37 protein-coding genes are annotated in these 26,234 nt (G+C 45.5%); 29 read left to right on the forward strand and 8 right to left on the reverse strand.

All coding sequences use genetic code 11. The features are described from left to right. Nucleotides 1-145 precede the first annotated feature (145 nt). Nucleotides 146-268, forward strand: coding sequence for a hypothetical protein (locus tag ACSW3C_RS13640; protein WP_486563387.1), 123 nt, complete (start codon nt 146-148; stop codon nt 266-268). Nucleotides 269-481: 213 nt separating this feature from the next. Here the strand turns inward: ACSW3C_RS13640 and ACSW3C_RS13645 are convergent, their stop codons facing one another. Next, nucleotides 482-724, reverse strand: a complete 243-nt coding sequence (locus ACSW3C_RS13645) for a hypothetical protein (RefSeq protein WP_486563233.1) — start codon at nt 722-724, stop codon at nt 482-484. A gap of 187 nt (nt 725-911) precedes the next feature. Between ACSW3C_RS13645 and ACSW3C_RS13650 the strand changes: the two genes are divergently transcribed. Next, on the forward strand, nt 912-1,403 hold the full coding sequence (locus ACSW3C_RS13650; protein WP_486563235.1) for an antibiotic biosynthesis monooxygenase family protein: 492 nt from the start codon (nt 912-914) through the stop codon (nt 1,401-1,403). Between the two features lie 47 nt (nt 1,404-1,450). Here ACSW3C_RS13650 and ACSW3C_RS13655 read toward each other — a convergent pair whose 3' ends face one another. After that, on the reverse strand, nt 1,451-2,263 hold the full coding sequence (locus ACSW3C_RS13655) for an MBL fold metallo-hydrolase (protein ID WP_486563389.1): 813 nt from the start codon (nt 2,261-2,263) through the stop codon (nt 1,451-1,453). A gap of 170 nt (nt 2,264-2,433) precedes the next feature. On the opposite strand from ACSW3C_RS13655, the gene ACSW3C_RS13660 reads away from it, so the two are divergent. The 7 genes from ACSW3C_RS13660 (at nt 2,434) to ACSW3C_RS13690 (ending at nt 5,657) form a co-directional block, all read left to right on the forward strand. Continuing rightward, nucleotides 2,434-2,808: a YhfM domain-containing protein gene (locus ACSW3C_RS13660; protein WP_486563237.1), complete on the forward strand. Its 375-nt coding sequence runs from the start codon at nt 2,434-2,436 to the stop codon at nt 2,806-2,808. An 85-nt stretch (nt 2,809-2,893) separates the two neighbouring features. Beyond that, nucleotides 2,894-3,118: a hypothetical protein gene (locus ACSW3C_RS13665; RefSeq protein ID WP_486563239.1), complete on the forward strand. Its 225-nt coding sequence runs from the start codon at nt 2,894-2,896 to the stop codon at nt 3,116-3,118. Between the two features lie 83 nt (nt 3,119-3,201). Further along, on the forward strand, nt 3,202-3,396 hold the full coding sequence (locus ACSW3C_RS13670; RefSeq protein ID WP_486563241.1) for a hypothetical protein: 195 nt from the start codon (nt 3,202-3,204) through the stop codon (nt 3,394-3,396). A 39-nt stretch (nt 3,397-3,435) separates the two neighbouring features. Then, nucleotides 3,436-4,218 carry an aspartate dehydrogenase gene (gene nadX, locus ACSW3C_RS13675; RefSeq protein WP_486563242.1) on the forward strand — a complete coding sequence of 261 codons (783 nt, stop codon included), beginning with the start codon at nt 3,436-3,438 and terminating at the stop codon, nt 4,216-4,218. A gap of 18 nt (nt 4,219-4,236) precedes the next feature. After that, the gene (locus tag ACSW3C_RS13680; protein ID WP_486563244.1) at nt 4,237-4,743 is read left to right on the forward strand and encodes a hypothetical protein; all 507 of its coding nucleotides are present in this window, start codon (nt 4,237-4,239) and stop codon (nt 4,741-4,743) included. Then, a complete protein-coding gene (locus ACSW3C_RS13685) occupies nt 4,736-5,260 on the forward strand; it encodes a nucleoside deaminase (RefSeq protein WP_486563245.1) in 525 nt (174 codons plus the stop codon). Before ACSW3C_RS13680 ends, ACSW3C_RS13685 begins: the two co-directional genes overlap by 8 nt. 25 nt (nt 5,261-5,285) lie before the next feature. Beyond that, complete coding sequence (locus tag ACSW3C_RS13690; protein ID WP_486563247.1) at nt 5,286-5,657, forward strand: nuclear transport factor 2 family protein; 372 nt, start codon at nt 5,286-5,288, stop codon at nt 5,655-5,657. Between the two features lie 63 nt (nt 5,658-5,720). Here ACSW3C_RS13690 and ACSW3C_RS13695 read toward each other — a convergent pair whose 3' ends face one another. Then, on the reverse strand, nt 5,721-6,548 hold the full coding sequence (locus ACSW3C_RS13695) for an STAS domain-containing protein (RefSeq protein ID WP_486563249.1): 828 nt from the start codon (nt 6,546-6,548) through the stop codon (nt 5,721-5,723). 346 nt (nt 6,549-6,894) lie between these two features. On the opposite strand from ACSW3C_RS13695, the gene ACSW3C_RS13700 reads away from it, so the two are divergent. From ACSW3C_RS13700 to ACSW3C_RS13720, 5 genes are all read left to right on the forward strand, one after another. Beyond that, on the forward strand, nt 6,895-7,350 hold the full coding sequence (locus ACSW3C_RS13700) for a DIP1984 family protein (RefSeq protein ID WP_486563251.1): 456 nt from the start codon (nt 6,895-6,897) through the stop codon (nt 7,348-7,350). Between the two features lie 363 nt (nt 7,351-7,713). Beyond that, nucleotides 7,714-8,535: a VOC family protein gene (locus ACSW3C_RS13705; RefSeq protein WP_486563253.1), complete on the forward strand. Its 822-nt coding sequence runs from the start codon at nt 7,714-7,716 to the stop codon at nt 8,533-8,535. Next, nucleotides 8,453-9,310, forward strand: a complete 858-nt coding sequence (locus ACSW3C_RS13710) for a helix-turn-helix domain-containing protein (RefSeq protein ID WP_486563254.1) — start codon at nt 8,453-8,455, stop codon at nt 9,308-9,310. The genes ACSW3C_RS13705 and ACSW3C_RS13710 overlap by 83 nt, the downstream gene beginning before the upstream one ends. Before the next feature lie 4 nt (nt 9,311-9,314). Continuing rightward, nucleotides 9,315-10,160, forward strand: coding sequence for a class I SAM-dependent methyltransferase (locus tag ACSW3C_RS13715; protein WP_486563255.1), 846 nt, complete (start codon nt 9,315-9,317; stop codon nt 10,158-10,160). Between the two features lie 71 nt (nt 10,161-10,231). Then, entirely contained in the window at nt 10,232-10,861 is a 630-nt protein-coding gene (locus ACSW3C_RS13720; protein ID WP_486563257.1) for a hypothetical protein, read from the forward strand. Between the two features lie 384 nt (nt 10,862-11,245). Here the strand turns inward: ACSW3C_RS13720 and ACSW3C_RS13725 are convergent, their stop codons facing one another. Beyond that, on the reverse strand, nt 11,246-11,611 hold the full coding sequence (locus tag ACSW3C_RS13725) for a hypothetical protein (RefSeq protein WP_486563258.1): 366 nt from the start codon (nt 11,609-11,611) through the stop codon (nt 11,246-11,248). A 197-nt stretch (nt 11,612-11,808) separates the two neighbouring features. Between ACSW3C_RS13725 and ACSW3C_RS13730 the strand changes: the two genes are divergently transcribed. The 5 genes from ACSW3C_RS13730 (at nt 11,809) to ACSW3C_RS13750 (ending at nt 16,210) form a co-directional block, all read left to right on the forward strand. After that, the gene (locus ACSW3C_RS13730) at nt 11,809-12,453 is read left to right on the forward strand and encodes a class I SAM-dependent DNA methyltransferase (RefSeq protein WP_486563260.1); all 645 of its coding nucleotides are present in this window, start codon (nt 11,809-11,811) and stop codon (nt 12,451-12,453) included. A 2-nt stretch (nt 12,454-12,455) separates the two neighbouring features. Then, nucleotides 12,456-12,929, forward strand: a complete 474-nt coding sequence (locus ACSW3C_RS13735) for an S-ribosylhomocysteine lyase (RefSeq protein WP_486563262.1) — start codon at nt 12,456-12,458, stop codon at nt 12,927-12,929. Between the two features lie 12 nt (nt 12,930-12,941). Further along, complete coding sequence (locus ACSW3C_RS13740; protein WP_486563264.1) at nt 12,942-13,871, forward strand: PLP-dependent cysteine synthase family protein; 930 nt, start codon at nt 12,942-12,944, stop codon at nt 13,869-13,871. Beyond that, on the forward strand, nt 13,868-15,010 hold the full coding sequence (locus tag ACSW3C_RS13745; protein WP_486563266.1) for a bifunctional cystathionine gamma-lyase/homocysteine desulfhydrase: 1,143 nt from the start codon (nt 13,868-13,870) through the stop codon (nt 15,008-15,010). Before ACSW3C_RS13740 ends, ACSW3C_RS13745 begins: the two co-directional genes overlap by 4 nt. 183 nt (nt 15,011-15,193) lie before the next feature. Further along, a complete protein-coding gene (locus ACSW3C_RS13750; protein WP_486563268.1) occupies nt 15,194-16,210 on the forward strand; it encodes an LLM class flavin-dependent oxidoreductase in 1,017 nt (338 codons plus the stop codon). A gap of 76 nt (nt 16,211-16,286) precedes the next feature. Here the strand turns inward: ACSW3C_RS13750 and ACSW3C_RS13755 are convergent, their stop codons facing one another. Then, nucleotides 16,287-16,505: a hypothetical protein gene (locus ACSW3C_RS13755; RefSeq protein ID WP_486563270.1), complete on the reverse strand. Its 219-nt coding sequence runs from the start codon at nt 16,503-16,505 to the stop codon at nt 16,287-16,289. A 168-nt stretch (nt 16,506-16,673) separates the two neighbouring features. Here ACSW3C_RS13755 and ACSW3C_RS13760 point away from each other — a divergent pair, with 168 nt between their 5' ends. From ACSW3C_RS13760 to ACSW3C_RS13770, 3 genes are read left to right on the forward strand one after another with little or no spacing between them, the layout of a single operon-like run. Beyond that, nucleotides 16,674-17,423 (forward strand): methionine ABC transporter ATP-binding protein, encoded by a 750-nt coding sequence (locus ACSW3C_RS13760; RefSeq protein WP_486563271.1) that lies wholly within the window; start codon nt 16,674-16,676, stop codon nt 17,421-17,423. Continuing rightward, nucleotides 17,416-18,078 (forward strand): methionine ABC transporter permease, encoded by a 663-nt coding sequence (locus tag ACSW3C_RS13765; protein ID WP_486563273.1) that lies wholly within the window; start codon nt 17,416-17,418, stop codon nt 18,076-18,078. Before ACSW3C_RS13760 ends, ACSW3C_RS13765 begins: the two co-directional genes overlap by 8 nt. 14 nt (nt 18,079-18,092) lie before the next feature. Continuing rightward, entirely contained in the window at nt 18,093-18,929 is an 837-nt protein-coding gene (locus ACSW3C_RS13770) for a MetQ/NlpA family ABC transporter substrate-binding protein (RefSeq protein WP_486563275.1), read from the forward strand. A 149-nt stretch (nt 18,930-19,078) separates the two neighbouring features. On the opposite strand, the gene ACSW3C_RS13775 is transcribed toward ACSW3C_RS13770, so the two are convergent. Next, nucleotides 19,079-19,531, reverse strand: coding sequence for a hypothetical protein (locus tag ACSW3C_RS13775; RefSeq protein ID WP_486563276.1), 453 nt, complete (start codon nt 19,529-19,531; stop codon nt 19,079-19,081). A 488-nt stretch (nt 19,532-20,019) separates the two neighbouring features. Here ACSW3C_RS13775 and ACSW3C_RS13780 point away from each other — a divergent pair, with 488 nt between their 5' ends. Continuing rightward, nucleotides 20,020-20,529 carry a YcxB family protein gene (locus ACSW3C_RS13780; RefSeq protein ID WP_486563278.1) on the forward strand — a complete coding sequence of 170 codons (510 nt, stop codon included), beginning with the start codon at nt 20,020-20,022 and terminating at the stop codon, nt 20,527-20,529. Here ACSW3C_RS13780 and ACSW3C_RS13785 read toward each other — a convergent pair. After that, a complete protein-coding gene (locus tag ACSW3C_RS13785; protein WP_486563279.1) occupies nt 20,523-20,861 on the reverse strand; it encodes a hypothetical protein in 339 nt (112 codons plus the stop codon). The two genes, ACSW3C_RS13780 and ACSW3C_RS13785, sit on opposite strands and share 7 nt — an antisense overlap. Then, on the reverse strand, nt 20,824-20,997 hold the full coding sequence (locus ACSW3C_RS13790) for a hypothetical protein (RefSeq protein WP_486563281.1): 174 nt from the start codon (nt 20,995-20,997) through the stop codon (nt 20,824-20,826). Before ACSW3C_RS13790 ends, ACSW3C_RS13785 begins: the two co-directional genes overlap by 38 nt. A gap of 168 nt (nt 20,998-21,165) precedes the next feature. On the opposite strand from ACSW3C_RS13790, the gene ACSW3C_RS13795 reads away from it, so the two are divergent. The 6 genes from ACSW3C_RS13795 (at nt 21,166) to yfkAB (ending at nt 26,213) form a co-directional block, all read left to right on the forward strand. After that, on the forward strand, nt 21,166-22,092 hold the full coding sequence (locus tag ACSW3C_RS13795) for a stalk domain-containing protein (protein ID WP_486563283.1): 927 nt from the start codon (nt 21,166-21,168) through the stop codon (nt 22,090-22,092). 173 nt (nt 22,093-22,265) lie between these two features. Continuing rightward, complete coding sequence (locus tag ACSW3C_RS13800; protein ID WP_486563285.1) at nt 22,266-22,532, forward strand: hypothetical protein; 267 nt, start codon at nt 22,266-22,268, stop codon at nt 22,530-22,532. Between the two features lie 33 nt (nt 22,533-22,565). After that, nucleotides 22,566-23,300 carry a membrane protein insertase YidC gene (yidC, locus tag ACSW3C_RS13805; RefSeq protein ID WP_486563286.1) on the forward strand — a complete coding sequence of 245 codons (735 nt, stop codon included), beginning with the start codon at nt 22,566-22,568 and terminating at the stop codon, nt 23,298-23,300. A gap of 121 nt (nt 23,301-23,421) precedes the next feature. Further along, complete coding sequence (locus tag ACSW3C_RS13810; RefSeq protein WP_486563288.1) at nt 23,422-23,958, forward strand: RNA polymerase sigma factor; 537 nt, start codon at nt 23,422-23,424, stop codon at nt 23,956-23,958. Next, a complete protein-coding gene (locus tag ACSW3C_RS13815) occupies nt 23,942-24,982 on the forward strand; it encodes a DUF4179 domain-containing protein (RefSeq protein ID WP_486563290.1) in 1,041 nt (346 codons plus the stop codon). Before ACSW3C_RS13810 ends, ACSW3C_RS13815 begins: the two co-directional genes overlap by 17 nt. 115 nt (nt 24,983-25,097) lie before the next feature. Further along, entirely contained in the window at nt 25,098-26,213 is a 1,116-nt protein-coding gene (gene yfkAB, locus ACSW3C_RS13820) for a radical SAM/CxCxxxxC motif protein YfkAB (protein WP_486563391.1), read from the forward strand. Nucleotides 26,214-26,234: the final 21 nt, after the last annotated feature.

Genomic DNA, 26,234 nt, shown 5'->3' on the forward strand with positions numbered 1-26,234 from the left:
GACATCCCCTGTGAAAGCGGGATAATGGATAACCCTAACTAAGTGACTGATACCCTTTCAAAGTGACAGGTAAACTCTCTGAATAATAGAGATATAGTCGGAGGTGATCGATAATCGTGGGAAAGTGAACGATAACTCTTCCGAAATGATCGATAAACTTTATGAAGTGGCCGATAACGCTTCTGAACTGGCCGATAACGTTTCTGAACTGGCCGATAACGTTTCTGAACTGACCGATAAAATTTGGCGCAGGAGACACCGGATTTGACGCGATGGACCGCTTATTTGACGCGGGGACGAAACGAACGCCAATAACTCCGGCTGAACGCCAATAAATCGAAACGAACGCCAATAACTCCGGCTGAACGCCAATAAATCGAAACGAACGCCAATAACTCCGGCTGAACGCCAATAAATCAAAATGAACGCCAATAACTCCGGCTGAACGCCAATAAATCGAAACGAACGCCAATAACTCCGGCTAAACGCCAATAAATCGAAACGAACGCCAATAACTCCGGCTGAACGCCAATAACTCGAAACGAACGCCAATAACTCCGGCTGAACGCCAATAACTCGAAACGAACGCCAATAACTCCGGCTGAACGCCAATAAATTGAAACAAACGCCAATAACTCCGGCTGAACGCCAGTAAATCGAAACGAACGTCAATAACTGCGGCTGAACGCCAGTAAATCGAAACAAACGCCAATATATCCAGCATAACCTCTGCACACCTGAGCATAACCATAGAATCGGGGTTGATCAATAACCATGGCAAGTGACCGATAACGCACCGGAATGGACCGATAAAATCCGAGTGGGCATAATAGATAACGATCGCCCGGCGAAGTGCTACAATTAAGGCAAAGGCAACATATGCAGAAGATGATAGAGAGGAGTTTGCCAGAATGAAAGTGTATAAGTGGCTCGTCGGTGAGCAGGAAGCACAGGATTTGAAAGAACAATTTGTGGACAGTGCGATCATTCATTTGAAAAATGAGGAAGAGCATTTGCTGTTGCTGGAGGCAGAGACTGCGCCGGTAGAATGGACAGAGTCTTACGAGGTTCTGGATCGGACTGGTGAACTGGGGCCGGGCCGTTTTGCGGTGCTGAATAATATCCCGGTTAGCGAGGATGGAAGAGAGCTGTTTGAGCAGCGTTTTCGGAATCGGGCCGGCCTGATTGAACAGGAGCCGGGATTTGTCGCCATTCGTGTTCTCCGCCCGCTGGATTCAGATACGTATGTCATTCTGACCATGTGGGAAAACGAGGAATCGTTTACTGGCTGGCAGCAATCGCAGGCTTACACGAAAGCTCATGCCAAACGGGGTACGAGCGAGGGCATCGACAAACGGCCGAATATTTTCCCGCGCCCTTCATTTGTGACAACTTATCAGTGAAAGGCAGCACCACGTCAAAACATCCAGAAGCGGGCACTCCATAAAAATTACGGAGTGCCCGCTTCTTTAATAATCGAATTAATCATATGAATGGAATCCCATTCGCCGGACGAAAAGCGGCTGATGGGATATTTTTTTGGAAACAGCCTTGCTTGAATCTCTTTCGCAGGGCAACCTTTCGTATAGAGCTCAAGGGTTTGCGCCCGCAGTTCATAGAGATACTCCAGCTTGCTTTGGAACGCTTTGCGTCCCTCTTTGACATAGCCTGCGTGGCAGCAGAACAGTTCATCGAATTCCAAGGCTAATACTACTTCAATGGATGAGATAATGTCCGGAATGCTCTCTTCGCGCATGATCAGTTTGGTCTTAGGATGAACGAATAAATCACCCGAGAAGAGTTGACCGGTATCGTTATTCAGGAATGCCAAATGGTCATTTGAGTGGCCGGGTGTCGGAATCGCACGCCAAGAGCAATTCCGTGATGTAAAGGATTCTCCCATCGGCTGTGCTGAAAAAGGACGTCTCTTCCCCCAGAACCATTTCCGATAGAGCGGATACTTTGCTTTTTCAGCACATTCATCAATGGACATCTCATGGATATAGATAGGCAGCCCGTACTCATTTTGCAGGAATCTCGCGCCTCCTGTATGATCTTCGTGTGCATGAGTGATGAAAATCTGCTCAACATCCGCAGCTGCAAAGAAAGGCTTGAACTCCTCCAGTAAAGATTGGGCTCCCGTATCAATTAAAACTCCATCCGTTTCAAAGCAGTGCACATTAAGCTGCACCCCTTGCCAGGAAAGGATGCCATTTATGTACCGTACGCCGCTTGATTCTCCCAGAATGCATCTCTTCTTCATAAACAATAGTTGCACCCCCGATTTATTCCTTCTTGTAAGTAGCTTACCATAAAATGAATGACTATTCAGTGGGTTTAGATAATAAATATATGATTAGCAAAATAGCTGTGACGAAAATAATTGAGAACCGTCTGATTCAATAAGTAAACAACATGAATAGGAGTGGTGAAATGAGATGGTATGTTGCTGGCATGGTCTCACTGTTACTGCCCGTCCTTGGCTGTTGTTCCGCGACGAAAGAAAAAGCCCCGTCCCTTGTCTTGCAGGAAAGTGAGAGCATGTACAGTGAATCTTCCTTGCAATCAATCTCAGAAGCAGAAGTCAGACAGCAACTGAAGCATGCGGTAGAACGGGCAGAAAGGCTTCCTGGAATTGCGGACATGATGAATCCGAATTACCAATTTGACCTGGATGGCGACATGTACTTTCTTTGGATCTCAGAAGAGTCGGGAGCGGTCATGAACACCTTAGATACGCATACCGTTTATACCTTGAAGCTGGAAGATGCAAAAGAGGTGTATCACTTGCTGAAATCGGGGAATTAATCCAGCAGAATAGGAGTAGTTTTGAAACTCCTGAAGTTCAGTGACGTATAGATAGATAAGGACACTGGAAGAAAAGGGGAATGTCATGTTTACGTTTATTATCACATTTATCTTACTCAACCCAATTTATCTCTTTCTCATACTTCAGCTGAAATATCCGGAAGACACAACATTATGGGGCGAACGCTGGATGTATAACGAAGATCCCGAGTTATCCGACGAGGGGATAAAGTATATAAAAATTAGATCCATCATTGGCATCATAATCTTGACGCTGTTTTATCTCATCTGGTTTTTAAAGGAGTTATAGAAGCTGGATACAGGAAGGGTTCTAGATGTGGTACGATAAATGAAACGGCCAAATGGGACATTTTAGCAATCAGGGGGTGTTGAATGATGGGGGTAGAGTATTGGATTTGGGTCTTTCTTACACTGCTTGTCGTTATGGCAGTTAATTTCACCATTTATAAAGTACTCAATAGGAATGTGGAAAATTCAACTGTATTCAAAATCTCTGCGGCCTTCACTTTCGTCTTGTTCGTCGGCTTTGTCTGCTATAGGATGTGGAGTACTTATCCGTGGCAGTAGGCCAAGGCAGGGATCATCCATCATGATAGGAGGGACGGCATGAAGATCGGCATTATCGGAACAGGCAATATTGCGACGTATTTACTTGAGATATTCAACGAAGAAAAGCAAGTGGAAGGAAAGGTCGTTTCGCTGTTTGGCAGAAATAGCGAAGCTGGAGATCGACTGGAAGAACAATATGGTGTTGCTTTCTATACGGACTTCCAGGCGTTTCTTCAATCATCGATTGACATAGTTGTGGAAGCGGCAACAGTGGAGGCTGCTGTTCAGTATATGAAACAGATTGTAGAAAATAAAAAGGACCTGATCGTCAGCAGTATTGGTGCCTTAAAAGACGACGCATTCTTACGAGAAATACGAGTTCTTGCAGAAAGGAATGGAGTAACAATCTATCTCCCTTCCGGAGCCATTGGAGGACTGGATCTTTTACAATCGGCAAATGCCATAGGCGGGCTGCACGATGTCCGGATTACTACGAAAAAATCACCTCGTTCGTTAGGGATGGAATCCATCAAAGAAGCCGCAGTAATATTCGATGGTTCTGCGAGAGAGGCAATCGATAGGTTTCCGAAAAATGTGAATGTCGCCTTATTGTTATCTTTGGCCGGACTGGGTTCAGAGAAAACGAAGGTGCGTGTCATCGCCGATCCTGGCATTGATCGAAACACGCACTGTATCGAAGCTGCCGGAGACTTTGGAGAGATGCGCATGGAAATTGAAAATAGACCGATGCCGTCAAATCCGAAAACAAGTTATCTCGCCGCTTTGAGCATCATTTCGACACTTAAGAACAAAGGGAATGCGGTTAGGATCGGAAGCTAAACAGAGGATGTGATGCACATGAAAAAGATCTACCTGGCTCTCAGTTGTGTGCTTGTTCTGGCAGCCGGCTTGTTTTGGCTCATAAATCAATTAACCCCGCGCCCAGGCAGTGTGTCAGGGAATGGAAATGTTGCCCTCTTGGTTATGATGCCGTTGCCGCTTCTTTTTATCTTAGCTTTCGTTCTCTGGTACCTTATCTTTAAAAAGATACAGCCAAGCCTTTCAATTGCAGCAGGAATGTTGCTAGTGCTGGTAGCCGGGATAGCGGCCGGAATCTATTTTCAGCAGCTGTGGCTTGAGGAGTATCGCCATTATTTATTTCAAGTGAACAAGGAAATGCATGGACGGGAAGACTGGGATTACATCCGTTCCATCACTAGTTCGCTTGCTTCTCCACATGTCAACAGCCAGTACTTCAATGGCTTCACGTATTTATTGTTTTTTGCTGCCACCATCTTTGCTGGATTGCTCACCTATGTGGTTCGGGGCGTAACTGATTCTAGGAGGGGAAAGTACATTGAGTAGTAAACAAGATCGGAAATACTTGGAGCTGGCACTGGAGCAGGCTGAACTGGCATTACAAAAAAATACATATCCGGTCGGCGCTGTTCTCGTGGACGAGCAGTTCAACTTGATTGCCATTGGAAGAAATCGTGTCCATTCCGCCCAAGATACTACCGCGCACGCGGAAATTGATGCAATTCGAAATGCCGGTGAAGCTATTTTTGACGCCAAAATTCGGCAGAAGACATTTACGCTATACAGCACATTGGAGCCTTGCCCGATGTGCACTGGAGGAATTCTATTCTCCAAAATCAAGCGGGTTGTATGGCTGTTGAATGACGAAATGGGCTTTGGAGGATTGCGCAAAATGAAAGAAGCGGGCATTTTTCAGGAGAAGATGGACCGCATGGAATTGATTGAAGAGCCTGAGGCGGACTTGAAAGACAAGCAGCGAAAGCTCATGCACGCGTGGGAGGATAATCCAAACCATGTGGCCCATTTAAGAGAAGCTGCTAAAAGTAAAGCAGAAACAGTTTAAGATTGATCATGAGAGGAGTCATCTGATGGAGCTGAATAAAGACAAGGCAGTGGCGTTTCTTCAACATATCGTTGCTGGACAGATTGACAAAGCATTTGAAACTTATGTGAGCCCTGATTTAATTCACCATAATCCGTATTTCCCCGGAGATGCGGAAGCATTGCGGACCGCGATGAAACAGAATGGGGACAGGAGCCCGGAAAAAATCATCACGGTGAAGCAGACCATGGAGGAAGACGGAAGAGTGATGGTCTATTCGCATATACAACAAAATGCTGGCGATATCGGGGCGGCAGTTGTGCATCTGTTCCGCTTTCACGAAGGAAAGATTGTGGAGATGTGGGATGTGGGACAACCGCTGAACGCCGGCTCGCCCAATGAGAATGGAATGTTTTAGCACTAATCATTTTGACAATAAATAAAAAAGTCCTCGGCAAAATTAAATTGCCAAGGACTTTTTTTATTGCAAGACAGAGGACTGCAAGGCACGCTGCAATGTTGAACAAATGGAGATGTTATCGAATGACAGGCCGAGCTGCGTTGCGGTTTGCGCAATTTCCGGACGAATGCCGCAAAGGGTTGTCTGAATGCCAAGCAGCCGCAGGGATTCGTGTAACTGGAATAGTTGCTGAGCAACCATTGTATCAACAACGAGAACGCCTGATAGGTCGATGAATAGGCGATCCAGCCCTTTGCCAGCACTTTGTTCCAATGCTTCATCCAGAATATATTTAGCACGGACCGTATCAATATCGCCGATGAGTGGCAGTAGGCCGGTCGTAGGTGTCAGTGAGATGACGGGCACGCTGAGCTCATTGATCAGTTCCCGGTGGCTGTGAAGACGCTCCATAGAGTATCTGTCGTACTCTTCCAAGAACCAGATGGTCACACGATCCATCGTATCGATAATGACGTGGCTCCACTTATTCAATTCTTCATCTGTACCATTCTGTTCGGTAACGAAACGTTGAACGAGCTCCAAGTAATGATTTCGGACACGATAAAACTCCTTCATAATGGAGTTGATCGGCGTCACTTGATGGCTTTCATCTTTGGCGACTGCCAAAATCCACTCTTCCAAGTTTTTCAGGAATTCTTCTTCATCCTCTTTTAATACTCGGAAGAACTTCAGATGAAACAACTTATTTTGCTCTTTCAAAATACGTATTTCTTCTTGATTTGTAGAGGCATAGACGCCAGTTGTTTTATCTGCCTCTTCATACCATCTCTCTGTCAACTCTGTTGCTCTACTGATTAAAAATTCGTATAGTTCCTCACATCTCGTCACTGCTTTGCCTCCCCTGGTTGGATTACGTATTCGAGCTCTAAACCTTTCTATTACTTTAATATAAATGGATGGCTATTGCTAATAATTTACGGTTCGGGATGTTATGGAGAAAAAAGAAGCCCATGATTAAGCAGGTAAGTGGGCTTGGTCATAGGCTTCTGGTTATGATCGGGTTTGCTGCAGCCCTAAGGACATCCGCTTTCGTTTCTAGCAGTATTGGAAGGGGATAATCAATGTACTGTAGATTTCTTCAAAAAAATAAAGGATTTAGAAGGCAGATGAAGAAATTAATTAGTAGAGCAGAAGAGTAGATACTAGATCATGAAGACAAAAGAGGTGAAGTTTCGTGAAACTTGCGGAAGCATTAATAACACGGGCAGACTATCAAAGAAGAATTGAGCAATTGAAAATGCGGATCGAAAATAACGTGAAAGTGCAAGAAGGAGAACAGCCCGCAGAGGATCCGAATATGTTATTGACGGAGTTGGATGACATTATGAAAGAGCTTACGTCTCTCATTCAACGGATCAATCGGACGAATTGCTCTATACATTTCGATGATGACCGGACCCTTGCGGATGCTCTTGCAGAGCGCGATCAGCTGTGGGAAAAACGGTTAATACTTGGGAAAATTGCCGAGCAGGCTTCGGTTCGGGCAGACCGCTACAGTCGTGCAGAAATCAAAATGATCAGCGCTGTAGATGTGGCGGCTATGCAAAAGAAGATAGACCGGCTTTCCAAGGAATTCCGTGAATTGGATACGAAAATCCAAGGATTGAACTGGTCAGTGGATTTATTATAAAAGACAGTCGGTAGCTGCCAAATCGCAAAGGTGAGTGCAAACCCGCCAACTGGGCAAGTTGGAATGACGGTAGGCAGATGGGGCTATGCCACTCGGTTCGAGTCCGATACGAACAATTGACGCCCAGTACCGTAACATGCGTACAAGTAGATTGTCATTGTAACGACCATGCGCTAATTTGCGACGGCAGTGAGGGTGGGAACGGGGACTTCATTACAAGCATGCATCTACAGAAGTGTAGGTGCTTTTTGTGTTGGGGAAAATAAAATAAAAAATGAGTAATTTGAAAAAATACTTTGACCTTCAACCAAGTGTAACCTTTACAATGAACAATAAGTAAGGTGACAAAAGGGAGGAAACGAAATGGCATTTCGGTGGGATGGCGGTTTTATTATGGTGGCATGGGACAAATTTGACGAAGGGGTAGAGTGGTACACGACACATCTCGGATGGACGTGTTTGGATAAAATTATTACGCCGGTCGGGAAAAAGGCGTTCTTAAAAATGCCCCGATTGGGAGTCGTAACGTTAAAATCATTCGAGTCGGAACTCGATCATTTTCAGTTGAGGGAGAAGTTTGAGGGCGAAACTCGCCTCTGCTTTGAAATGATTGATTTGGAAGATACGCTCGCTTATTTTAAGAAGGAAGAAATTCACTATACCGAAATGGCCCCATTGCCGACGGGACATCGGCGTTTTGACATCCAAGCATTCGACGATGCAAGACTGACTGTTGTCCATAATTCAAAGCAGGACGGTCAATTTGACAATGTTCGCGTGACCGGTTTTAGTGATATCGTGTGTATGAGTATTGGTGTTTCTAATATTGGGCAGTCCATTGATTGGTATGAGAAGCATTTGGGATTCATCTTAGAAGATCACAAGGATCAGTATACTTTTATGAAGATCGAGGACGCGTATGATTGGAATGAATTAAAGCAAGTAATATACGATGCGATTTTATTCGAACAAATTGATAGGGTCCATGCCCAAAAAGGTTATCCATCAGTACGCAATTATTTCGATGTGCGTCCGGATGTTTTTTATGAGACGTATGAAAAGCTTTCAGAGGAAGGGATCCAGCTAACCGAAATTGCAGGTAATGCAAATACGGGGTGGGCCGGCTTCCACTTCCACGACCCGGATGGCAATCAAATCAATGTCTGGTCTTATCCATTACGGTGATGATGACATGACAATGACCATCAACGAATTTTCTGCTAAGACAGGATTGCCCGCCAGCACATTGAGATTCTACGATCAAAAGGATCTCCTGAAGCCAGCCCACCGATCCGATAGCGGGTATCGGCTCTATGACGAAAAGCAGCTTTCCTCTGCCATGATGATCCATTCGTTGCGTCACGCAGATGTTGCCATTGAGGAAATTAAACAATTCCTCGTTTCTACAGAAGAACAGAAACATCATTTCATTACGAAATGGCAAAAGGAGGTGGAATCTAAGCTCTCCTCCATCCAAGTTGCGAAACAATACCTTGGCGGGATTCGACCTGCTGAAAACCATGTCCATTTAGTAAAATGGAACGAGCCCCGGATGTTCATCTGGTTTACACATACAGTGGAGCGGAAAATTCATCCTTTTCACGCCGTGATGGAATCGGATTTGGAGGAGATAAAGAAATGGGGGGTGCGCATCGCCCCTGGCCTTTACATAAAAACATTGGATTCGGTCGGCGATATGATGACGGGAGAGGTTGGTTTCCTTTTGGAGGCGAACTGCAAAACTCCGCAGTCGATGGGAGACGATGTGTATGTGGAACACTTCCCTCCTCAACTCTTCGCCACTATGGAAGGTGATGTAACGGACCCGTTTCTCTGTTTCTCTTTTATTCAAATGTTGCAGAAATTCGGGTTCCAAACGAAAGGTCAAAAATTGGAGCGGTTCGCTTCTTTAACGGATACAACGTTTACGTATTTGATTCCGTTAGTCGAAGGGAGATGATTGGATGCAAGAGACGGTAAAGAACATTGTGGAATGTATGGCGGTACTTCCTGGAGGAGAACATGTGCAACGCATCCAAACGGAACATCGACTGAAGCTGATCGATTTCTGGGGAATCAGCAACGGCAGCAAGGTGCTAGAAATTGGATGCGGCCAAGGGGATACGACCGCTGCATTAGCGTACACGGTTGGAAAACAGGGGAGTGTCGTTGGACTCGATATTGCGTCCCCCTCGTATGGAAGTCCGGTGACTCTTGGAGAAGCGGCTGACCGATTAATGCAATCTGAGCTCGGGAGCCAAATGGAAATTCGTTTTGAATGCGATGTATTATCGGAGCACGTTGATTTTCCGCCTGGGTCGTTTGATTTTATCGTATTCTCCCATTGCTCATGGTATTTGAATTCGTTTGAAACACTGGAGGCCCTATTTGCTAAAATGAAGAAATGGGGAGGTAAACTTTGTTTTGCAGAATGGGATACGCGTATCCAAACGATTGAGCAATATCCTCATTTTTTGGCTGTATTGATCCAATCACATTATGAGTGTTGCAAAACGAATAGTTTAGCCAATGTCCGGACGCTGTTCACTCCGATGGACGTAGAGCGGATTGCAAAAAATACAGGCTGGTCCATTCAACGAGAGGGCACCATCTTGTCCCCTGAACTGCAAGATGGGGAATGGGAGATTGAGATGACTTTATCTGAATATAAAGAACTGCAGAATCTCACAGAAGTGCCGGATAAAGTGAAGAGCTTAATCCATTCAGAAATTCAATTGTTAGAAGAAGCCAGGAAACATCAAACCATCAAACCGCTTTCCACATATGTGTTCCTGGCAGAACAAGAATAGTAAGCCATCCATAATTATTCCATTTGCCAGTCTAGCATGCTAAACTGGTCATACGACAAGGGGGATATGGTATGACTACAACGCAAACGATGTCAATTCATCGGGCATTATCCGAACTGAAAACATTAAATGACCGAATTCCAAAAGCAATCCATGAAGCGGATTTCATTGCAACAGACCGAAAATCAGCACAGAAAATAAATGGCCTTACGATTGAAGACTATGAAAAGACAATCCAAGCTGGTTTTGACAAGGCAGTATCCCTGCTCGAACGCCGCAACCGATTAAAGGATGCGATTGTCCAGTCTAACGCAGTAACAGAAGTCGTGGTCGCTGGGGAAAAAATGACGGTTGCGAAAGCGATTGAGCGCAAATCTTCGATTGCCTATGAAGAGAAATTGCTTTCGACTATGATTGCAAAGCGCCGAATGGCCATCAATAAACTATCCACGGAAAACGAGTCACTCCCAAGCCGATTGGAAGACTATTTGATTGCCATTTTAGGCAATAAAGAACACGCGAAAAAAGAAGAGGTCGAACTGCATACAAAGTCATTCATGGAACGTAATGAATACGTCCTGATCGACCCGTTGCATTTGGATAAGAGGATTGAAGAGTGGGAAGAGCGGGTCTCGAGCTTTAAAGCCGAAGTCGATGCCGTCTTATCTGAGTCTAACGCCATCACGACTATTACCATATAATGCTCAATAATGCATGAGTAATCGAAAACGATATCCACAAGACCCTTCTTTTACCGGCTTTTCTTTGGGTTAAATAGAAAACCGGCCTCAACTAATCAAATGACTTTTACTGAGCAGAAAAAAAGCTCAAAACTCAGCGTTCAAAGCTGTAAAACTTAGGTCTTAAAGTTCTTAATCGATTAAAGTTGAACGCTTAACAATCAAGGCTCTTTCAAACCTTGGAGAACCAGTTACGGGATTCTTGTGTTGGCCCATCGTTCTCTGCCAAGCTGATTATTTCGTGCATTATCTGTATCCAGCCCATCCCCGGAGCATGCTCTGGTGGATGGGTTTTTTGTTGGTTTATTGAGTGAGTGCTCGGGGATTTGGTAACCGCTCGATTAACTATGCTAACCGCTCGTATATCCAGGTAACCTCTCGTATCTTTCTTCGAACCACTCGTATCCGCCGACAACCGCTCGTATAATTCGTGGACCGCTCGTATATGCGCCGGCAACCGTTTCGGGAATTTTGTAACCGCTCGATTAAATAGGGGAACCGCTCGTATATCCAGATAACCTCTCGTATATCCCTTCGAACCACTCGTATCCGCTGACAAGCGCTCGTATAATTTGTGGACCGCTCGTATATGCGAGTTAACCTCTCGTATGTTGCTGTGAACCGCTCGTATCGCCTGTCCCGGATCTCGAATAGCTGCCCCGGCTTGAGAGTAACTCTTGTTTTATCAATCAGAAGTCGTGTCAGTGTCAAAAGTACTCGAGTTCTCTCACAAGCACGCCTCAAACTGATGCATTTTGAAATCACTGCGTCAGCCACACATAGCAATCAAACCTCTCAATCTCAGGTTCCTACACCAATATAGGCGAAAAACCTACTTGCTATTTCAAAATACATTTGGTAGTCTTAAAATTAATTCCGAGTAAGTTGATAAGAAAAGGGTGTTTTTAATGGGGATTGAGTTTAATGAGTTGTTCGATCAATGGGCGGAGTCGTATGACAGCACGGTGGCTGGTTTTGATTTGGAGTATAAAGATGTTTTTGCGAAGTATGAGGAGATTTTGGAGAACGTGGCACAGCGGAGTGAGGGCTTTGTTGTGGAATTTGGGGTGGGGACAGGGAATTTGACGGAGAAGCTATTGACTCAAGGCTTGGAAGTGTATGGGGTGGAGCCTTCCAAAGGGATGAGAGAACAAGTTCTTCAGAAACTCCCGGATCTGGATGTAGTCGATGGTCACTTTTTAGAGTTTCCGGAGCCTGCCGTTCAGGTCGGCACGATGGTCAGCACGTATGCTTTTCATCATTTGACGGACGAAGAGAAAGCGACGGCGCTGGTCAATTTCCATCGCCTTTTAGGACCGAATGGGCGAATCATTTTTGCCGATACCGTTTTTGTGACGGAGCTGGCGAAGGAGCAGAAGATTGAAGAATCGGAGCAAAAAGGGTATTTCCGTCTGGCGAGAGATTTACGGACAGAATATTATTCCACCATTACGCGCTTGATGGAGATGTTTCATGCAGCAGGGTTTGACGTAAAGTTTGAGCAGCAAAATGATTTCGTTTGGCTAATGGACGCTACAAAAAAGGAGAGATGAACATGTCAGCTACGGAAAAGAAGATGAACGTGGAAAGTTTCAATCTGGATCACACGAAGGTGAAAGCGCCGTATGTGCGGTTGGCTGGGGTGAAGGAAGGAATCAATGGAGACGTAATTCGTAAGTACGACATTCGCTTTACACAACCGAACAAGGAGCATTTGGAAATGCCGGCGATTCATTCCCTTGAGCATATGATGGCGGAGTTCAGCAGGAATCACTCCGATCGGATCGTTGATATCAGTCCGATGGGATGCCAGACAGGTTATTATATGGCGCTCATTAATCATGATGATTATGATGAGGTGCTTACGATACTGGAGAAGACGTTGCGAGATGTGTTAGAAGCAGACGAAGTGCCAGCTTGCAATGAAGTTCAATGCGGTTGGGCGGCTAGCCATAGTCTGGAAGGCGCGAAGGAAGCGGCAAAAGGCATGCTTGAAAAACGGAGCGAGTGGACGCAAGTATTTGAATAAAAGAGGGACAGCATGAATTACGTAAATAACATAAAAGACTTGATTGGAAATACGCCATTGTTCGAGTTGAGATCCTTCCCCCTACCGCATGGTGTCAGGTTATTTGCCAAGCTGGAATACTTTAATCCGGGCGGCAGTGTGAAGGACCGGCTCGGCTACTATTTGATCGAGCGTGCGTTGCTGGAGGGGAAGCTGACAAAGGGCGGAACGATTATTGAACCGACTGCCGGCAATACGGGAATCGGGCTCGCCCTTGCGGCAATCCACCATGGGATCCAAACTATTTTTGTCACGCCGGAAAAGTTCAGTGTGGAAAAACAGTCCTTGATGAGAGCGCTTGGCGCAAAAGTTGTTAATACACCAACAGAACTCGGAATGGCAGGCGCCATTCAAGAGACAAAACGGCTTCTTGGAGAGTTGCCGGGTGCCTACAATCCAGGACAATTTCAGAACGCGGCCAACCCGGATACGTATTATCATACGCTAGGACCTGAGCTATGGGAGGCTCTGGAAGGGGACATCGGTGTTTTTGTCGCTGGCGCCGGTTCGGGCGGCACGTTTACCGGAACAGCCCGCTATTTGAAGGAGAAGAACCCGTGTATCCGTTGTGCTGTCGTGGAGCCTGAGGGCTCGATACTAAATGGCGGGGAACCGGGAAGTCATCGAACGGAAGGAATTGGAATGGAATTTATCCCTTCCTTCATCGAACAAAGCTTGTTTGACGGGATCCATACGATTTCAGATGAAGAGGCATTTCATTTCTTGCGGGAAGCGGCACGAAGAGAAGGGCTGTTGATTGGCAGTTCCTCCGGGGCTGCACTGGCAGCGGCATTGAAAGAAGCGGAGCAGGCGCCGCCATGGACGAATATCATTACCATCTTTCCTGACAGCAGTGAACGATATATGAGCAGCGGAATCTATGATGAGGTGAAGGAGCAATGAAGAAGAAAACTAAATTGATTCACGGAGGCATCAGCCGGGATCCGTATACAGGTGCAGTCTCGATACCGGTTTATCACGCAAGTACGTACCAGCAGGACGGGGTCGGGAATTTCAAATATGAGTATGCCAGAACCGGCAATCCGACGCGGGAAGCGCTGGAAACATTAATTGCGGATTTGGAAGGCGGTGCGAGAGGGTTCGCCTTCGGTTCGGGAATGGCAGCGATTGCTGCAGTCGTTCAGTTGTTTTCTGCGGGCGATCATCTCCTGTTGACGGATGATGTCTATGGCGGAACATACCGCATCATGACGAAAGTGTTTCAACGTTTCGGAATTGACGTGACGTTTGTGGATACGACCGATCTGGAAACTGTTACGAAATCCATTCGGCCGGAAACCAAGGCCATTTTTGTAGAAACACCGACGAATCCTCTTTTGAAAGTGACAGACGTCAAGGCGATAGGAGAGATAGCCAAAGAGCATGGCTTGCGGTTTATTGTGGATAACACCTTCAGCACTCCGTATTGGCAAAATCCGATTGCCCTTGGTGCGGATCTTGTGTTGCACAGTGCAACGAAATACTTGGGCGGCCATAGTGATGTCGTTGCAGGATTGGTCGTGGCGGCCAATGATGCATTAGGGGATGAATTGCATTTTATTCAAAACTCGACCGGAGGAATTTTGGGCCCGCAGGATAGCTGGCTGTTGATCCGCGGCATCAAAACGCTCGGTGTCCGGATGGAGGAAGTGGAAGCGAATACGAAAGCGATCGTCTCCATGCTGCAGAAGGAGAAGTCGGTCGGGAAGATCTATTATCCGGGGCTTGAGGACCATCCTGGCCATGCGATCCATCAATCGCAGGCGGGCGGATTTGGAGGGATGGTCTCCTTCACAGTCGAAAATGGAGAGAAAGCCAAGGCCATTGTTAAATCGGCTCGCTACTTTACGCTGGCAGAGAGTCTCGGCGCGGTAGAAAGCTTAATTTCTATCCCATCCTTGATGACGCATGCCTCCATCCCGAGGGAGAGACGACTCGCACTCGGCATTGAAGACGGGCTCATCCGTATTTCGGTTGGCCTGGAGGATGCGGAGGATTTGGTGGAGGATTTGAAGGCAGCCATACGTGGAGTGGAAAAATGATAAGGAAACGGGCTCGCAACTTTACTAGGTTGCGGGCTTTTCCATGGATGTGTATTTAAGGGACAAGGTGGAGAATCCTAAGAATGGAAGTCTCGTTTTTAAAGGGCTATGATGGAGACAAACTGAATACTGTTCCTCTTTTGTGAAGAGAGACTACATAAAAATAGTTGGGAGTGTGTTCACATGATCCAGTCAAACGCAAAAAAGTTCAATGGCATCCCATTTTCCATTCTCGATCTGGCGATGATTAATGAAGGAAGTGACGCTGCCCAGTCGTTTAGAAATACGGTCGACCTTGCGCAACATGCAGATCGCTGGGGATTTAATCGATACTGGCTGGCGGAGCATCATAATATGCAAGGCGTCGCAAGTTCAGCGACGTCCATCATTATCGGACATGTGGCAGGGGCAACGAAGACCATACGTGTCGGTTCTGGGGGCGTCATGCTACCGAACCATGCGCCACTCGTCATTGCGGAACAATTTGGAACGCTTGAAGCCATGTATCCTGGACGCATCGATCTCGGGCTGGGCCGGGCGCCAGGCAGTGACCAGGCGACGGCGTACGCTCTTCGCAGGACACTGCATAGCAGCGGAGAGGATTTTCCCGAACAACTTGCTGAGCTACGGGGCTATTTCGAGTACAACCCGACGGCGCGCGTACGTGCAGTACCGGGTGAGGGCCAAGACATTCCGATTTGGCTACTAGGCTCGAGCGGATTCAGCGCACAGCTGGCGGCTGAATTAGGTCTGCCGTTCTCTTTTGCGAGCCATTTTGCACCTGCTTATCTCATGCAGGCGCTGCAGCTTTATCATCAACGGTTCAAGCCGTCGAAGGATCTTTCAGAACCGTACGTCATGCTTGGCGTCAATGTCATTGCTGCGGATACAGATGAAAAAGCGCACTATCTGGCGACATCTTATATGCAACAGTTTTTGAATATCCGCCGAGGTGTCACAGGCAAATTCAAGCCGCCTCACGAAAATCCGGATGCTGTCTTCGACGAATATGAAAAGGCAGCCATTGAAGAGTTATTGGAGTGGCCATCGACTATCGTCGGCAGTGCTGACACAGTCAGACGGAAACTTGAGACATTTCTGCAGGCGACCAAAACGAATGAGCTCATTATCAGTTCGGGAATCTATCACCATGCGGATCGCTTGAGATCGTATGAGATCCTTGCCGAAATGATGTCGTAAGGAATATCAAAAGCATGCCAGATTACTTTTCAGTTCAGGCATGCTTTTGTTTCGTGCTAATAAATTCAGTTGAACATTATCGTTTTCGTTTCTTTGGATCCAGTGCATCTGCCTTCTTGGCTACAATCTTCTCAAATTCCACGTACACAAAATACTTGTTGTCCTCCATAGCCTCAACACTGACGACTTTACCTTTCCTTCCTTTGATGCGGATCTCCTCATCAACAGCAGGCAAGTTCCGTAATGCTTGATTGAGTACGTATGTTTTATTTTCATAGAAATGAACTGCAAACATGGTCTTGTCCCCTTTTCGTATAGAATTCATTTCATTCTATGACGGCTGGGGAAATATAGAACGGTGTGCACGGCCATTTCTGCAAGATGTGCTAATGACACCTTCGACAGTTTAAGCTATAATAGGAACGTTCCAATCACCCTTTAGACGATGAAAGGGGATTTTTTTATGATTTCTTTACATAATGTAAGTAAAAATTTTGCTGGGTTTCAAGCTGTGCGAGGAGCTGATCTAACGATTTCGCAAGGCGAGATTCATGGGATCATTGGTGCGAGCGGGGCTGGGAAATCGACCTTGCTTCGGTTAATGAATTTGTTGGAGATCCCTGATACCGGTGAGGTAGTTGTGAATGGACAGCCGCTTACCAGTTTGAAGGGAAAGAAACTCCGTCAGGCACGCATGTCCATCGGAATGATTTTTCAGCAGTTCCATTTAGTTTTAAACAAGACGGTCTTTGAGAATGTCGACGTTTCATTGAAGCTAGGTGGCATGCCAAAAGCCCAGCGGCAAGAACGCGTGATGGAGTGCTTGCAATTTGTTGGACTCGACCAGTTGAAGGATAAGTATCCTGCTCAGCTGAGCGGCGGTCAGAAACAGCGAGTCGCTATTGCTCGAGCTTTGGCAAATAAACCGCAAGTCTTGTTATGCGATGAGCCGACGTCTTCACTCGATCCGGACACGACCAATGGAATTCTTGGCATATTAGAAGGTATTAATAAAAACTTCGGCGTCACCATTGTGCTGGTCAGCCACGAAATGGATGTCATTAAAAGTATTTGCCAACGGGTCACTGTTATGGCGGATGGGGGCATTTTTGATACGGTTTCCATCGAGCCGAAAGGGATCAGCACGGTTCCAAGCAATCCGCGAAACTTCATCGAACAGCTGATAAAAGGCGGTGAAGCAGACGATGCCTGAGATTCTTCTTCAATATCAGGATGAGATTTGGCGTTCCATCGGAGAAACAATGGTGATGGTGGGTGTGTCGATTGCCGCTGCTGTACTCGTTGGGCTTCCGGTAGGCACGCTGCTGTACCTATGCAGGAAAGGGCAAATTTACGAGAATCCCGTTGTCTTTTCCGCTCTGAATTTGGTTGTAAATATTATTCGTTCATTCCCGTTTTTATTATTAGTCGTCTTTTTAATACCCTTCACAAGATTGGTTATTGGAACGGCAATTGGAACCGCGGCTGCCACTGTGCCATTATCGATCATCGCTATTGCGCATTACTCCAGATTAGTCGAACAGTCTTTATTGGATGTGCCGAGAGGAGTTGTGGAAGCGGCCATTTCGATGGGCGCCTCGGGGAAGGATATCATTTTTAAATTTTTGTACGTGGAAGCAAGATCCGGTTTAGTTCTAGGATTGACAACGTCCATCATCAGTTTCATTTCGTATTCGACAATCATGGGTGTCGTAGGAGGCGGCGGAATAGGTGACTTCGCCATCCGGTACGGCTATCAGCAATTCAAGACGGACTTAATGATGTATATGATTCTCATCATGATCATTCTGGTTCAGCTCATTCAATTTACAGGCACGACAATTGCTCGGAAAATCGATAAAAGATAACAGGAGGCAACAACATGAAAAAACTACTTATGCTGATGGCGGTACTCCTAGTCATCGTAGCGGGTTGCAGTAAAGATAAAGGCACAGACAACGGGAAAGAGAAAGCTGTAGATGGACAGGAAACGGACAAGCCCGTGACATTGAAAGTCGCTTCCTTGATTCCGCCAATGACGGAAATCTTGGATTTGGTAAAACCTGAACTGGCGAAAGAGGGCATTGAGCTTGAAGTAGTTGTATTAAGTGACAATGTTCAGCCGAACAGTGCGCTCGTTGCAAAAGAAGTGGACGCAAACTTCTTCCAACACGTGCCGTACATGGAAGAGTTCAACCGAAATAATGACGCCAGCCTGGTGCCGATCCAGCCGATCTATTTTGCAAATTATGGCGTTTACTCAAAGGATTTTGCTTCAATTGATGAACTGCCGGAGGGAGCAGTCATCGCCATAGCGAATGATGTGTCCAACATTGACCGTTCGCTATCTCTATTGTCGCAGCATAACGTCATTTCATTGAAAGAAAAAACAGGCAGCTATTATACACAAGCGGACATTGTAGAAAATCCAAAGAACTTTAAGTTTGAAGAAGTGGATTTGCTCATGCTCGCACGGATGTATGACGATGCAGACGCTGTCATCATGACACCGGCATACGCAGCACCACTCGGCTTAACGCCAAAAAGCGATGCATTGCTAACAGAAGGCGTGGAAAATGACTTTGCTATTACCCTTGTGGCACGCGAAGACAACAAAGACTGGGAGCCGATTCAAAAGCTCGCCAAGGCCATGACAAGCGACGAAGTGCGCGAGTTCTTGGAAGAGAATTACGACGAAACAGCGATTCCAGCATTTTAATGACGTTAATTAAACCTTGAGAGGACGATTGTCTTCTCAAGGTTTTTGTGTGGAGCGAATGATGTTGTTGAATTGCTTGTAATGTGTTTGAAGAGTGCCCGTTAGGCGTGTAGGGCTTTGGGAATTAATTAAGAAAGATAAAGTATGTTTTAACCATTTAGCAGACGCTGAATTGAATTATCTATTGTAGGGATGATGGTTGTGTACTGTAGAAAAACTAATATAGCCATAACAACGTATAGCGAGGCTATGGTGATAACGGCTTTCTTCATCTTTAGGTTGTTAAAATTAATTAGCGCTATCAATGTTGTTGCTGTAAATAAGACACCAACATACCAAAGTGTTTTAAGGTAAGTAATATTGGATTCTAAAGAAGCTATTTTCAACTCACTAAGCACACTGTCATCTATTGCAACTCGTTTACTGTCAGTACCTTTTGCAATCACTACCTCGCCATTTTGTTTCTCAAGGGAATAACCGCCAGGGTATATTGCGAAAAAGTGAGTAAGTAAAAAGATGGATACCACGGCCACCAACGTACATACGACTATCCAGCGTCCTTTCCTGTTCGCGTGCTGGGTATTCATTATTGTTTCTACCATAACCATTCCTTTCATCGTTCATTTTGAAAATATACATATATAACCATTATATTGCAGGCAATTGGAAAGTTCAAAGGGTTATTAAAATATTTAGTTTTTTTTCATTCCGAAATAATAGAGTGAACATACCTATCATGCGTTCAGCCTGCTATCGAAGGAGTGCTGCTCGTAAAAGTTGCCCCGAGTGCTCGAATATCAGGAAGAGTGCTCATAAAAGCTTCTGGAGTACTTTATTACCAGGAAGAGTGCTCGAAAAAACTGCGGAGTCCTCGAATATCAGGAAGAGTACTCATAATAGCCACTAGAGTGATCGATTAACATGGAAAAATGCTCATATAAGTTTCTAAATTTCTCGACCTGCAAATCAAAGTAAGTAACTACCCACCATGTAAATTAGTTGCATTTGAAAAGGACCAATTGACATGGGGTTGACTAGTACGGTAGCCTAAATGACAGTACATAGAGAGTTTTGGAGCAGGGGGATGGATATGGAGATTCAATATGAGTTGACGGAAGAGGATGTGGTGGCGTTTAACGTGTACCATGTGAAGAACTCGAATTTGGGACGCAAATCGTTGCGCTGGCAGCGGGTGGTTTCACCGTTGTTGTTCTTGTTGTTCGCTTTCTTTTTGTCGATGACGACGGAACTAGAGACAGGGCCACTTTTTGTTGTGTTCGGGTTGACGGCCATTCTGTGGGCCATTTATTATCCGAAGTATTTCTATTGGCATGTCACGCGGCAAGTGCGGAAGGCGCTGAAGGAAGGGAAGAATGATGGGCTTGTCGGCTCCCATATGCTGAAAATCAATAAGCAAGGGCTGACCGACATCTCTTCTAATGGGGAGTCTAAAATGACCCGAGAAGCAGTGAAACAGTTCAAAGAGGATATCGGCCATTTCTATTTATATAATAGTGCAGTCAGTGCGGTTATTATCCCAAAGCGGGATGTAGATGCGGAAGTCTTCCGGAGTTTTGTAAATAAATGGCTTGGTCACTGATCAGGCTTCATCTGCCGGATGCCTGCTTTCATGAAGACAATGGCACTTGTGATATTCAATAACAAAGCCATGGCGAGAAATGCCCATTTTACAGCGGTAGGCAGCTCGACGGACAAAGAGAGTACGAGCAGCAAGCAGCCAATCGCGAGCATAAGTATGTAGATAGACGCTTTTTTAAACAAGAGAAGCACACCTTTCAAACAATCTGTTTTCATTGTAGCATGAAAGATGGAAAACATGCCGGTCACTTTGGCCGGCATGTTTTTTATCGATGCGTTGAATTGATTTGTTTGCTCAATCCCGCTTCTTCCTTGTTTTGCGATTCGTTTCATTGAAATCGGTACCAAATTCCGCAGTACGGTTTTCGTTGCGATCATTGGTGTTGCTGTTCGTATTTTGTGCTTCTTTGTATACGTCGAAGCTGTTATGGGTGCGCTCGTTCATCGTCTTCTTATTGTTTTTACTCACAGTCCGTCACCTCCTCACTCTACTATGGATAGCAGTGAGAGATCTATACGTTCGAGGCACCAGATTTTCGGGTATAAAAAAAATGAACTCGTAATCTCAAAAACTTGTAACCTTTTTTCAATCGATTCGACTACTTCTGTGAAGGTATACATAAAGGAGATGAAATTCATGAAAATGAAAAAAGCAGTACCATTCGCCATGTCGGCCCTATTGATCAGCGGGGCTGCCATACCAACTGCAGTATTTGCAGAAGAAGGGACGCAAACAGAAAACGTGCAAGTACAACCGGATTTCGTGAAATTCACAGGCACGATTGAAAAAGTAGAGAAGCGTGAGAACTCGACACATTATTTTGTGAAAGAGGGCGAGCAGGAAGGCTACCTCGTTGTTACGAAGGACACGCTGGTATACGATAATACAGGCAAGAAAGCGGAACTGAAAAAAGGCGATAAAGTGACGGGTTATACAGCTGCTGATAAGCCGATGATTATGATTTATCCTCCGCAATACAGCCCAGAAGTGGTTATCGTGGAAACGGAAGAAATGGGCTCCGTGGCAGTTGGGAAATTTGATGACGATCTATTGAATAAATCTCTCTCGCTCAAACTGAATGTGAGCGACAAGACAGAGCTTTCGAGCGTATCAGGAGAGAAAGTGACAGCCGACGATCTTCAAGGAAAAGATCTTGTGGTCTTCTATACGATAACGACTCGCAGCATCCCAGCTCAAACAACTCCTGAAAAAATTGTGGTCTTGGATAAAGCAGAATCAGACGATGCAGAAACGCCTGGGGAGGATACAGTCACAAACCCGGCGGTTGATAAAATCGTGGAGGCCGATCACTATGATGTCAATGGCGTGAAAATGGTGCCACTTCGACTGATTGCCGAAGAACTCGGGTATAAAGTGACATCGACTGGCAAAGGCGCCATCGTGTCGAAAGGTGCTCTTTCATTTACCATCACTCGTGGGGAAAAGGCGTATGGTTATAATAAATCCCTTCGTTATTTCGAAGCAGCTCCTGACCTTCTCGAGCCTTCGAAAACGTATGTGCCAGCTTCATTAATTGATGAATTAATGGAAGCAGGATCGTAAAAAACTTCTATAAGTCAACCAACTATAGATGAATAACGTCCATTATCATATAAGAGCCAGTCTTCCTTCAGTATGGGGAGACTGGCTCTTTGTCATGTTAAATGCCAGGGGAATGAAACTATTTGGCTATAGAACCGTAGAATAGGCAGGTTAAATGAAATTAGGTGAATTCCATGAATAAATTTCTACTTGAACTGCTTTCTACCGAGTGGATCCTGCCGCTAGTCGTCGCTTGGATCCTCGTATTGAGCTGGCAAGTGATCGAACATAAATCCTTCACCTTTATGGCGCATCTTCACGTCGGGATCGATTTGCCGACGGAGGCAGCCGTTGCTGTTCTTGACAGTATGCCTCCGATATCCGATCATATCCAGTTGCGCAAGACGGTTTGCCGGTTAGAGCGTCCAGAAGACACGGAAGAGCATCATCTCTCTATGTAGAATTCAAATTCTATTATAGAGAGGACTTATACATTGAAAAAATTCATAAACGTTTTTATTATCATCTTCAGTATCCTGCTTCTAGGCGGCTGTTCGGCCGCTGGTGAGCAGAGTGGTTTCTTTTACGACATCTTCGTGCATCCCATGACATGGAGTATCCATGAACTCGGTTCCCTTTTAGGGGGCAGCTATGGGATGGCGATCGTAGTAATAACAGTTCTGATTCGTTTGTTACTCATGCCACTCATGATGAAGTCATACAGAAATCAACGGACGATGAAGAGCCGGATGAAACGAGTGCAGCCCGAGCTGGACGCCTTAAAAGCGAAGGCGAAAACCGCGAAAACACCGGAAGAACAAAAAAAGATCCAAATGGAAATGATGGAGATTTATAAACAGCATAAACTTTTCAACATCGGCTGCTTGCCAACATTGCTACAAATGCCCATTTTAATGGGCTTGTATTTCGCCATCCGGACTTCGCCGGATACGGCAAATGAAATGTTCCTTTGGTTTAATCTAGGTACGTCAGATCTGATCGTTACTATACTGGCAGGGGTGGTTTACTTTCTTCAAGCCCGTGCTACAACTGCTGATTTGTCAGGACCGCAAAAACAGCAGATGCAGATGATGGCCTATCTTTCTCCCTTACTGATTGTGTTCTTTTCATTTTCTGCGCCAGCAGTTTTCCCGTTATATTGGGCGGTCGGAGGTTTGTATTTAATTGTGCAGACATGGCTGGCACGGAAGTTGTACAGAGAGGAATAAATGTTAGAAAGCGCTTGGCGATTCAAAAAGCCTGGCGTTTTCTTTTTGGGGTGAATGCAACCATTTGGGCTGGTCGTTTATCTAATGTATTGAAACCGAAAGAAAGGGGGGCCATGCAACTATGGAGCCGATTGCCAAATGGGTCAAGAAAGCGAAGAAAGGGGATGGCGACGCATTTATCCTCTTAGTGAAGCAGTATGAAGACATACTATTCCGTGCGGCCACTCGAATGCTTCGAGATGAGCAAGATGTGGCGGACGTGTTGCAGGACACGATCATGACAGCGTATGAGAAGCTTCACACGCTGAAGAAGAATGAGTATTTCAATACATGGATTTATAAAATACTCCTGAATCAATGCAATCGCCTGCTGGCGAAACGAAATAAGGTGGTTTCAATTGAGGGACACACCTTGCAAGGGCAAGAAGATGGGAACTTCCGGGCTATTGAACTGGATGAGGCGCTGGATAGTCTTGCGGCTGATACAAAAACTGTCTTCATCTTATACTATATCGTCGGAATGAACAGCCGGGAAATCAGTGAGTTTTTGAATGAACCGGAAGGCACAATTAAATCAAGGCTTTCCAGAGGGAGAAACGAGTTGCGGACAACTTACTTTCAAAACGAAGGGGTGCTGGTGAATGAAAAAGGATCATGAAAAAGAATTGGAACAGGTAATGAATGAAAAGGTAGAAATGCCTGCTCATGTGAGGGCATCACTGGATCAAACGTATAAGTTGATTCAGCAGAGATCCAAAAAGAAAAGAAAGCGGATGGTCTGGACAAGGTCGGCGGTGGCAGCCTGTGCTTTGTTGATGACTGGAGTACTTTTGTCGAATGAACAGGTACGTGCGAATATTGATGGGTTTTTCAATTTTGGCGATCGTGGGGTGGAACAAGTAGTCTCTCAAGGTCTTGCACAAAGTGGAGAAAGTGTGGCGACCGATCAAGGGATTACAGTCAAACTAGAAAAAAGCTTCTCAGATCCATCGAAAATCGGATTAAGTTTTTCATTGGAATTTGAAGACGCTTCCTTGTTAAAAGATGACGTTTCCCTCGTGACGATGGATTATCGAGTGAAAAATGGCGACGGTGAGTACCTGGTTGAGTTTATTCCCGATACGAAACCGTTAAAAGGAAAGGTGTTTTACACATCTGGCTTGGATGATCGGAATACAAAGCTAAACAAAAAAGAGGGGACGGTCCAGTATCATGTCGTAATTGACTCTAATCAAGCGGCATTCCCAGACTTGCAAGATGCGGTTGTCGAAGTAGAAAGCATTAATATTTTTTCGGAGTTTTCGGAGAGTGGTTTGCTTCAAAAAATTGACGGAAAGTGGGACTTGCCAATACCTAACCATGGCACTGATATAAGAACACTTGAATACGTACAGGTAGATGGAAAATCGAAACTACATGTTCTGTCTGCCCAAGCGAATTTATCTTCCTTGAATGTGAAATTTTCAATCGATCAGGAATTTGAGGATGAGACTCCATTTACGTGGTCAATGAAGCTTGTGGATGAAAAGGGAAATGGATATTATCCTGGTGGCTTCTCGATGGAAACGAAGGATGGCCAAACTATCATTTCTACTAACTTCCCGGTAACTGCAAATGATAGTTATGATCAGGTGACCTTGGTAGTGGAAGGGATTGCAGAAGTGGCGCTTAAGAAAAAGTAACTCGGGATGCTTCCGTTAATAGGTATCTTTCAAACGGTCACTAGCCAAAAGCTTCAGTCAATTGACAGCCGGTGTATAATGAATCAGAAACTATATTGAAAGAGATGAAGAGTTGATGATGACACCGAAGACAGATCCATGGGAAGCTTATATGGATATGGATCAATACGGGAAACTGACCTTATCAAGTATCGAGTTTACAACGACGTATTTATGCAATATGCGTTGCGAACATTGTGCGGTTGGGGAGATGCTTGCACTCAAGGATCCCGATGCATTGCCGATCGAGTTGTTAATTTCGCGTTTGGATGAAATTCCACATCTGCGTACGATCAGTATTACAGGCGGAGAGCCGATGTTTTCAAAGAAATCGGTCGATCAATATGTGCGTCCTTTACTCAAATATGCCCATGAGCGCGGCGTCAAGACGCAAATGAACTCCAACTTGACGATGCCGCTTGATCGGTATATGGAGATTGTTCCCTATTTGGACGTCTTGCATATTTCGCATAACTGGGGAACAGTTGACGAGTTTATTGAAGGTGGATTTGCCAATATGGAACGGAAGCCGCCGATTGAAAAGCGGGCGGAACAATTCCAGCGAATGATTGACAATAGCCGTGCCTTAGCGGAAGCGGGTGTTTTCGTCTCGGCCGAAACCATGTTGAATAAAAGAACGGCTCCTTATTTAGAAAAAATTCACCGCCAAGTGGTGGAAGAGATGAAATGCAGCCGCCACGAAATCCACCCGATGTACCCGGTTGATTTTGCGTCACAGCTTGAAGTGTTGCCGCTAGATGAAATTCGGACTGCCATCCACCGGCTGCTCGATGTTCGAGACGAATCGATCTGGATGCTGTTCGGAACGCTGCCGTTCTATCCATGCAGTGGCGTGCAGGAAGATCTGGAGTTGCTGGAGCGGCTATATGCCGCCAAAAATGTTTCAGTCCGAAACGATCCAGACGGCCGTTCTCGCTTAAACGTCAATATTTTCACGGGGAATGTAATTGTCACGGACTTTGGTGATGTAAAGCCGCTTGGAAACGTCCAAAACGATGCTCTACCCGGCCTCCTGGACAAATGGCTGGACAGCACGCTCGCCCGAACGGTCAGTTGCCACTGCCCTGCAGTTCGTTGCCTCGGACCGAACTTGCTTGTGAAACATGCGTATTATCCGGAAGAAGATTTCACTAAAAAAGAAGCGCGTCTCGCTGTAGAGGCGACAAGATAAGAAACCGCTTGGCTCATGGGA

The sequence above is a fragment of the Sporosarcina sp. AD_1 genome, from assembly GCF_057373025.1.

What these genes read in the sequence shown, in the direction of transcription:
- ACSW3C_RS13640 (WP_486563387.1), top strand. Translation starts at nt 146, where the DNA reads ATGATCGATAAACTTTATGAAGTGGCCGATAACGCTTCTGAACTGGCC.
- ACSW3C_RS13645 (WP_486563233.1), bottom strand. Translation starts at nt 724, where the DNA reads ATGCTGGATATATTGGCGTTTGTTTCGATTTACTGGCGTTCAGCCGCA.
- ACSW3C_RS13650 (WP_486563235.1), top strand. Translation starts at nt 912, where the DNA reads ATGAAAGTGTATAAGTGGCTCGTCGGTGAGCAGGAAGCACAGGATTTG.
- ACSW3C_RS13655 (WP_486563389.1), bottom strand. Translation starts at nt 2,263, where the DNA reads ATGAAGAAGAGATGCATTCTGGGAGAATCAAGCGGCGTACGGTACATA.
- ACSW3C_RS13660 (WP_486563237.1), top strand. Translation starts at nt 2,434, where the DNA reads ATGAGATGGTATGTTGCTGGCATGGTCTCACTGTTACTGCCCGTCCTT.
- ACSW3C_RS13665 (WP_486563239.1), top strand. Translation starts at nt 2,894, where the DNA reads ATGTTTACGTTTATTATCACATTTATCTTACTCAACCCAATTTATCTC.
- ACSW3C_RS13670 (WP_486563241.1), top strand. Translation starts at nt 3,202, where the DNA reads ATGATGGGGGTAGAGTATTGGATTTGGGTCTTTCTTACACTGCTTGTC.
- nadX (WP_486563242.1), top strand. Translation starts at nt 3,436, where the DNA reads ATGAAGATCGGCATTATCGGAACAGGCAATATTGCGACGTATTTACTT.
- ACSW3C_RS13680 (WP_486563244.1), top strand. Translation starts at nt 4,237, where the DNA reads ATGAAAAAGATCTACCTGGCTCTCAGTTGTGTGCTTGTTCTGGCAGCC.
- ACSW3C_RS13690 (WP_486563247.1), top strand. Translation starts at nt 5,286, where the DNA reads ATGGAGCTGAATAAAGACAAGGCAGTGGCGTTTCTTCAACATATCGTT.
- ACSW3C_RS13705 (WP_486563253.1), top strand. Translation starts at nt 7,714, where the DNA reads ATGGCATTTCGGTGGGATGGCGGTTTTATTATGGTGGCATGGGACAAA.
- ACSW3C_RS13710 (WP_486563254.1), top strand. Translation starts at nt 8,453, where the DNA reads ATGCAAATACGGGGTGGGCCGGCTTCCACTTCCACGACCCGGATGGCA.
- ACSW3C_RS13715 (WP_486563255.1), top strand. Translation starts at nt 9,315, where the DNA reads ATGCAAGAGACGGTAAAGAACATTGTGGAATGTATGGCGGTACTTCCT.
- ACSW3C_RS13720 (WP_486563257.1), top strand. Translation starts at nt 10,232, where the DNA reads ATGACTACAACGCAAACGATGTCAATTCATCGGGCATTATCCGAACTG.
- ACSW3C_RS13730 (WP_486563260.1), top strand. Translation starts at nt 11,809, where the DNA reads ATGGGGATTGAGTTTAATGAGTTGTTCGATCAATGGGCGGAGTCGTAT.
- ACSW3C_RS13735 (WP_486563262.1), top strand. Translation starts at nt 12,456, where the DNA reads ATGTCAGCTACGGAAAAGAAGATGAACGTGGAAAGTTTCAATCTGGAT.
- ACSW3C_RS13740 (WP_486563264.1), top strand. Translation starts at nt 12,942, where the DNA reads ATGAATTACGTAAATAACATAAAAGACTTGATTGGAAATACGCCATTG.
- ACSW3C_RS13745 (WP_486563266.1), top strand. Translation starts at nt 13,868, where the DNA reads ATGAAGAAGAAAACTAAATTGATTCACGGAGGCATCAGCCGGGATCCG.
- ACSW3C_RS13750 (WP_486563268.1), top strand. Translation starts at nt 15,194, where the DNA reads ATGATCCAGTCAAACGCAAAAAAGTTCAATGGCATCCCATTTTCCATT.
- ACSW3C_RS13755 (WP_486563270.1), bottom strand. Translation starts at nt 16,505, where the DNA reads ATGTTTGCAGTTCATTTCTATGAAAATAAAACATACGTACTCAATCAA.
- ACSW3C_RS13760 (WP_486563271.1), top strand. Translation starts at nt 16,674, where the DNA reads ATGATTTCTTTACATAATGTAAGTAAAAATTTTGCTGGGTTTCAAGCT.
- ACSW3C_RS13765 (WP_486563273.1), top strand. Translation starts at nt 17,416, where the DNA reads ATGCCTGAGATTCTTCTTCAATATCAGGATGAGATTTGGCGTTCCATC.
- ACSW3C_RS13770 (WP_486563275.1), top strand. Translation starts at nt 18,093, where the DNA reads ATGAAAAAACTACTTATGCTGATGGCGGTACTCCTAGTCATCGTAGCG.
- ACSW3C_RS13775 (WP_486563276.1), bottom strand. Translation starts at nt 19,531, where the DNA reads ATGGTAGAAACAATAATGAATACCCAGCACGCGAACAGGAAAGGACGC.
- ACSW3C_RS13780 (WP_486563278.1), top strand. Translation starts at nt 20,020, where the DNA reads ATGGAGATTCAATATGAGTTGACGGAAGAGGATGTGGTGGCGTTTAAC.
- ACSW3C_RS13785 (WP_486563279.1), bottom strand. Translation starts at nt 20,861, where the DNA reads ATGAAACGAATCGCAAAACAAGGAAGAAGCGGGATTGAGCAAACAAAT.
- ACSW3C_RS13795 (WP_486563283.1), top strand. Translation starts at nt 21,166, where the DNA reads ATGAAAATGAAAAAAGCAGTACCATTCGCCATGTCGGCCCTATTGATC.
- ACSW3C_RS13800 (WP_486563285.1), top strand. Translation starts at nt 22,266, where the DNA reads ATGAATAAATTTCTACTTGAACTGCTTTCTACCGAGTGGATCCTGCCG.
- ACSW3C_RS13810 (WP_486563288.1), top strand. Translation starts at nt 23,422, where the DNA reads ATGGAGCCGATTGCCAAATGGGTCAAGAAAGCGAAGAAAGGGGATGGC.
- ACSW3C_RS13815 (WP_486563290.1), top strand. Translation starts at nt 23,942, where the DNA reads ATGAAAAAGGATCATGAAAAAGAATTGGAACAGGTAATGAATGAAAAG.
- yfkAB (WP_486563391.1), top strand. Translation starts at nt 25,098, where the DNA reads ATGATGACACCGAAGACAGATCCATGGGAAGCTTATATGGATATGGAT.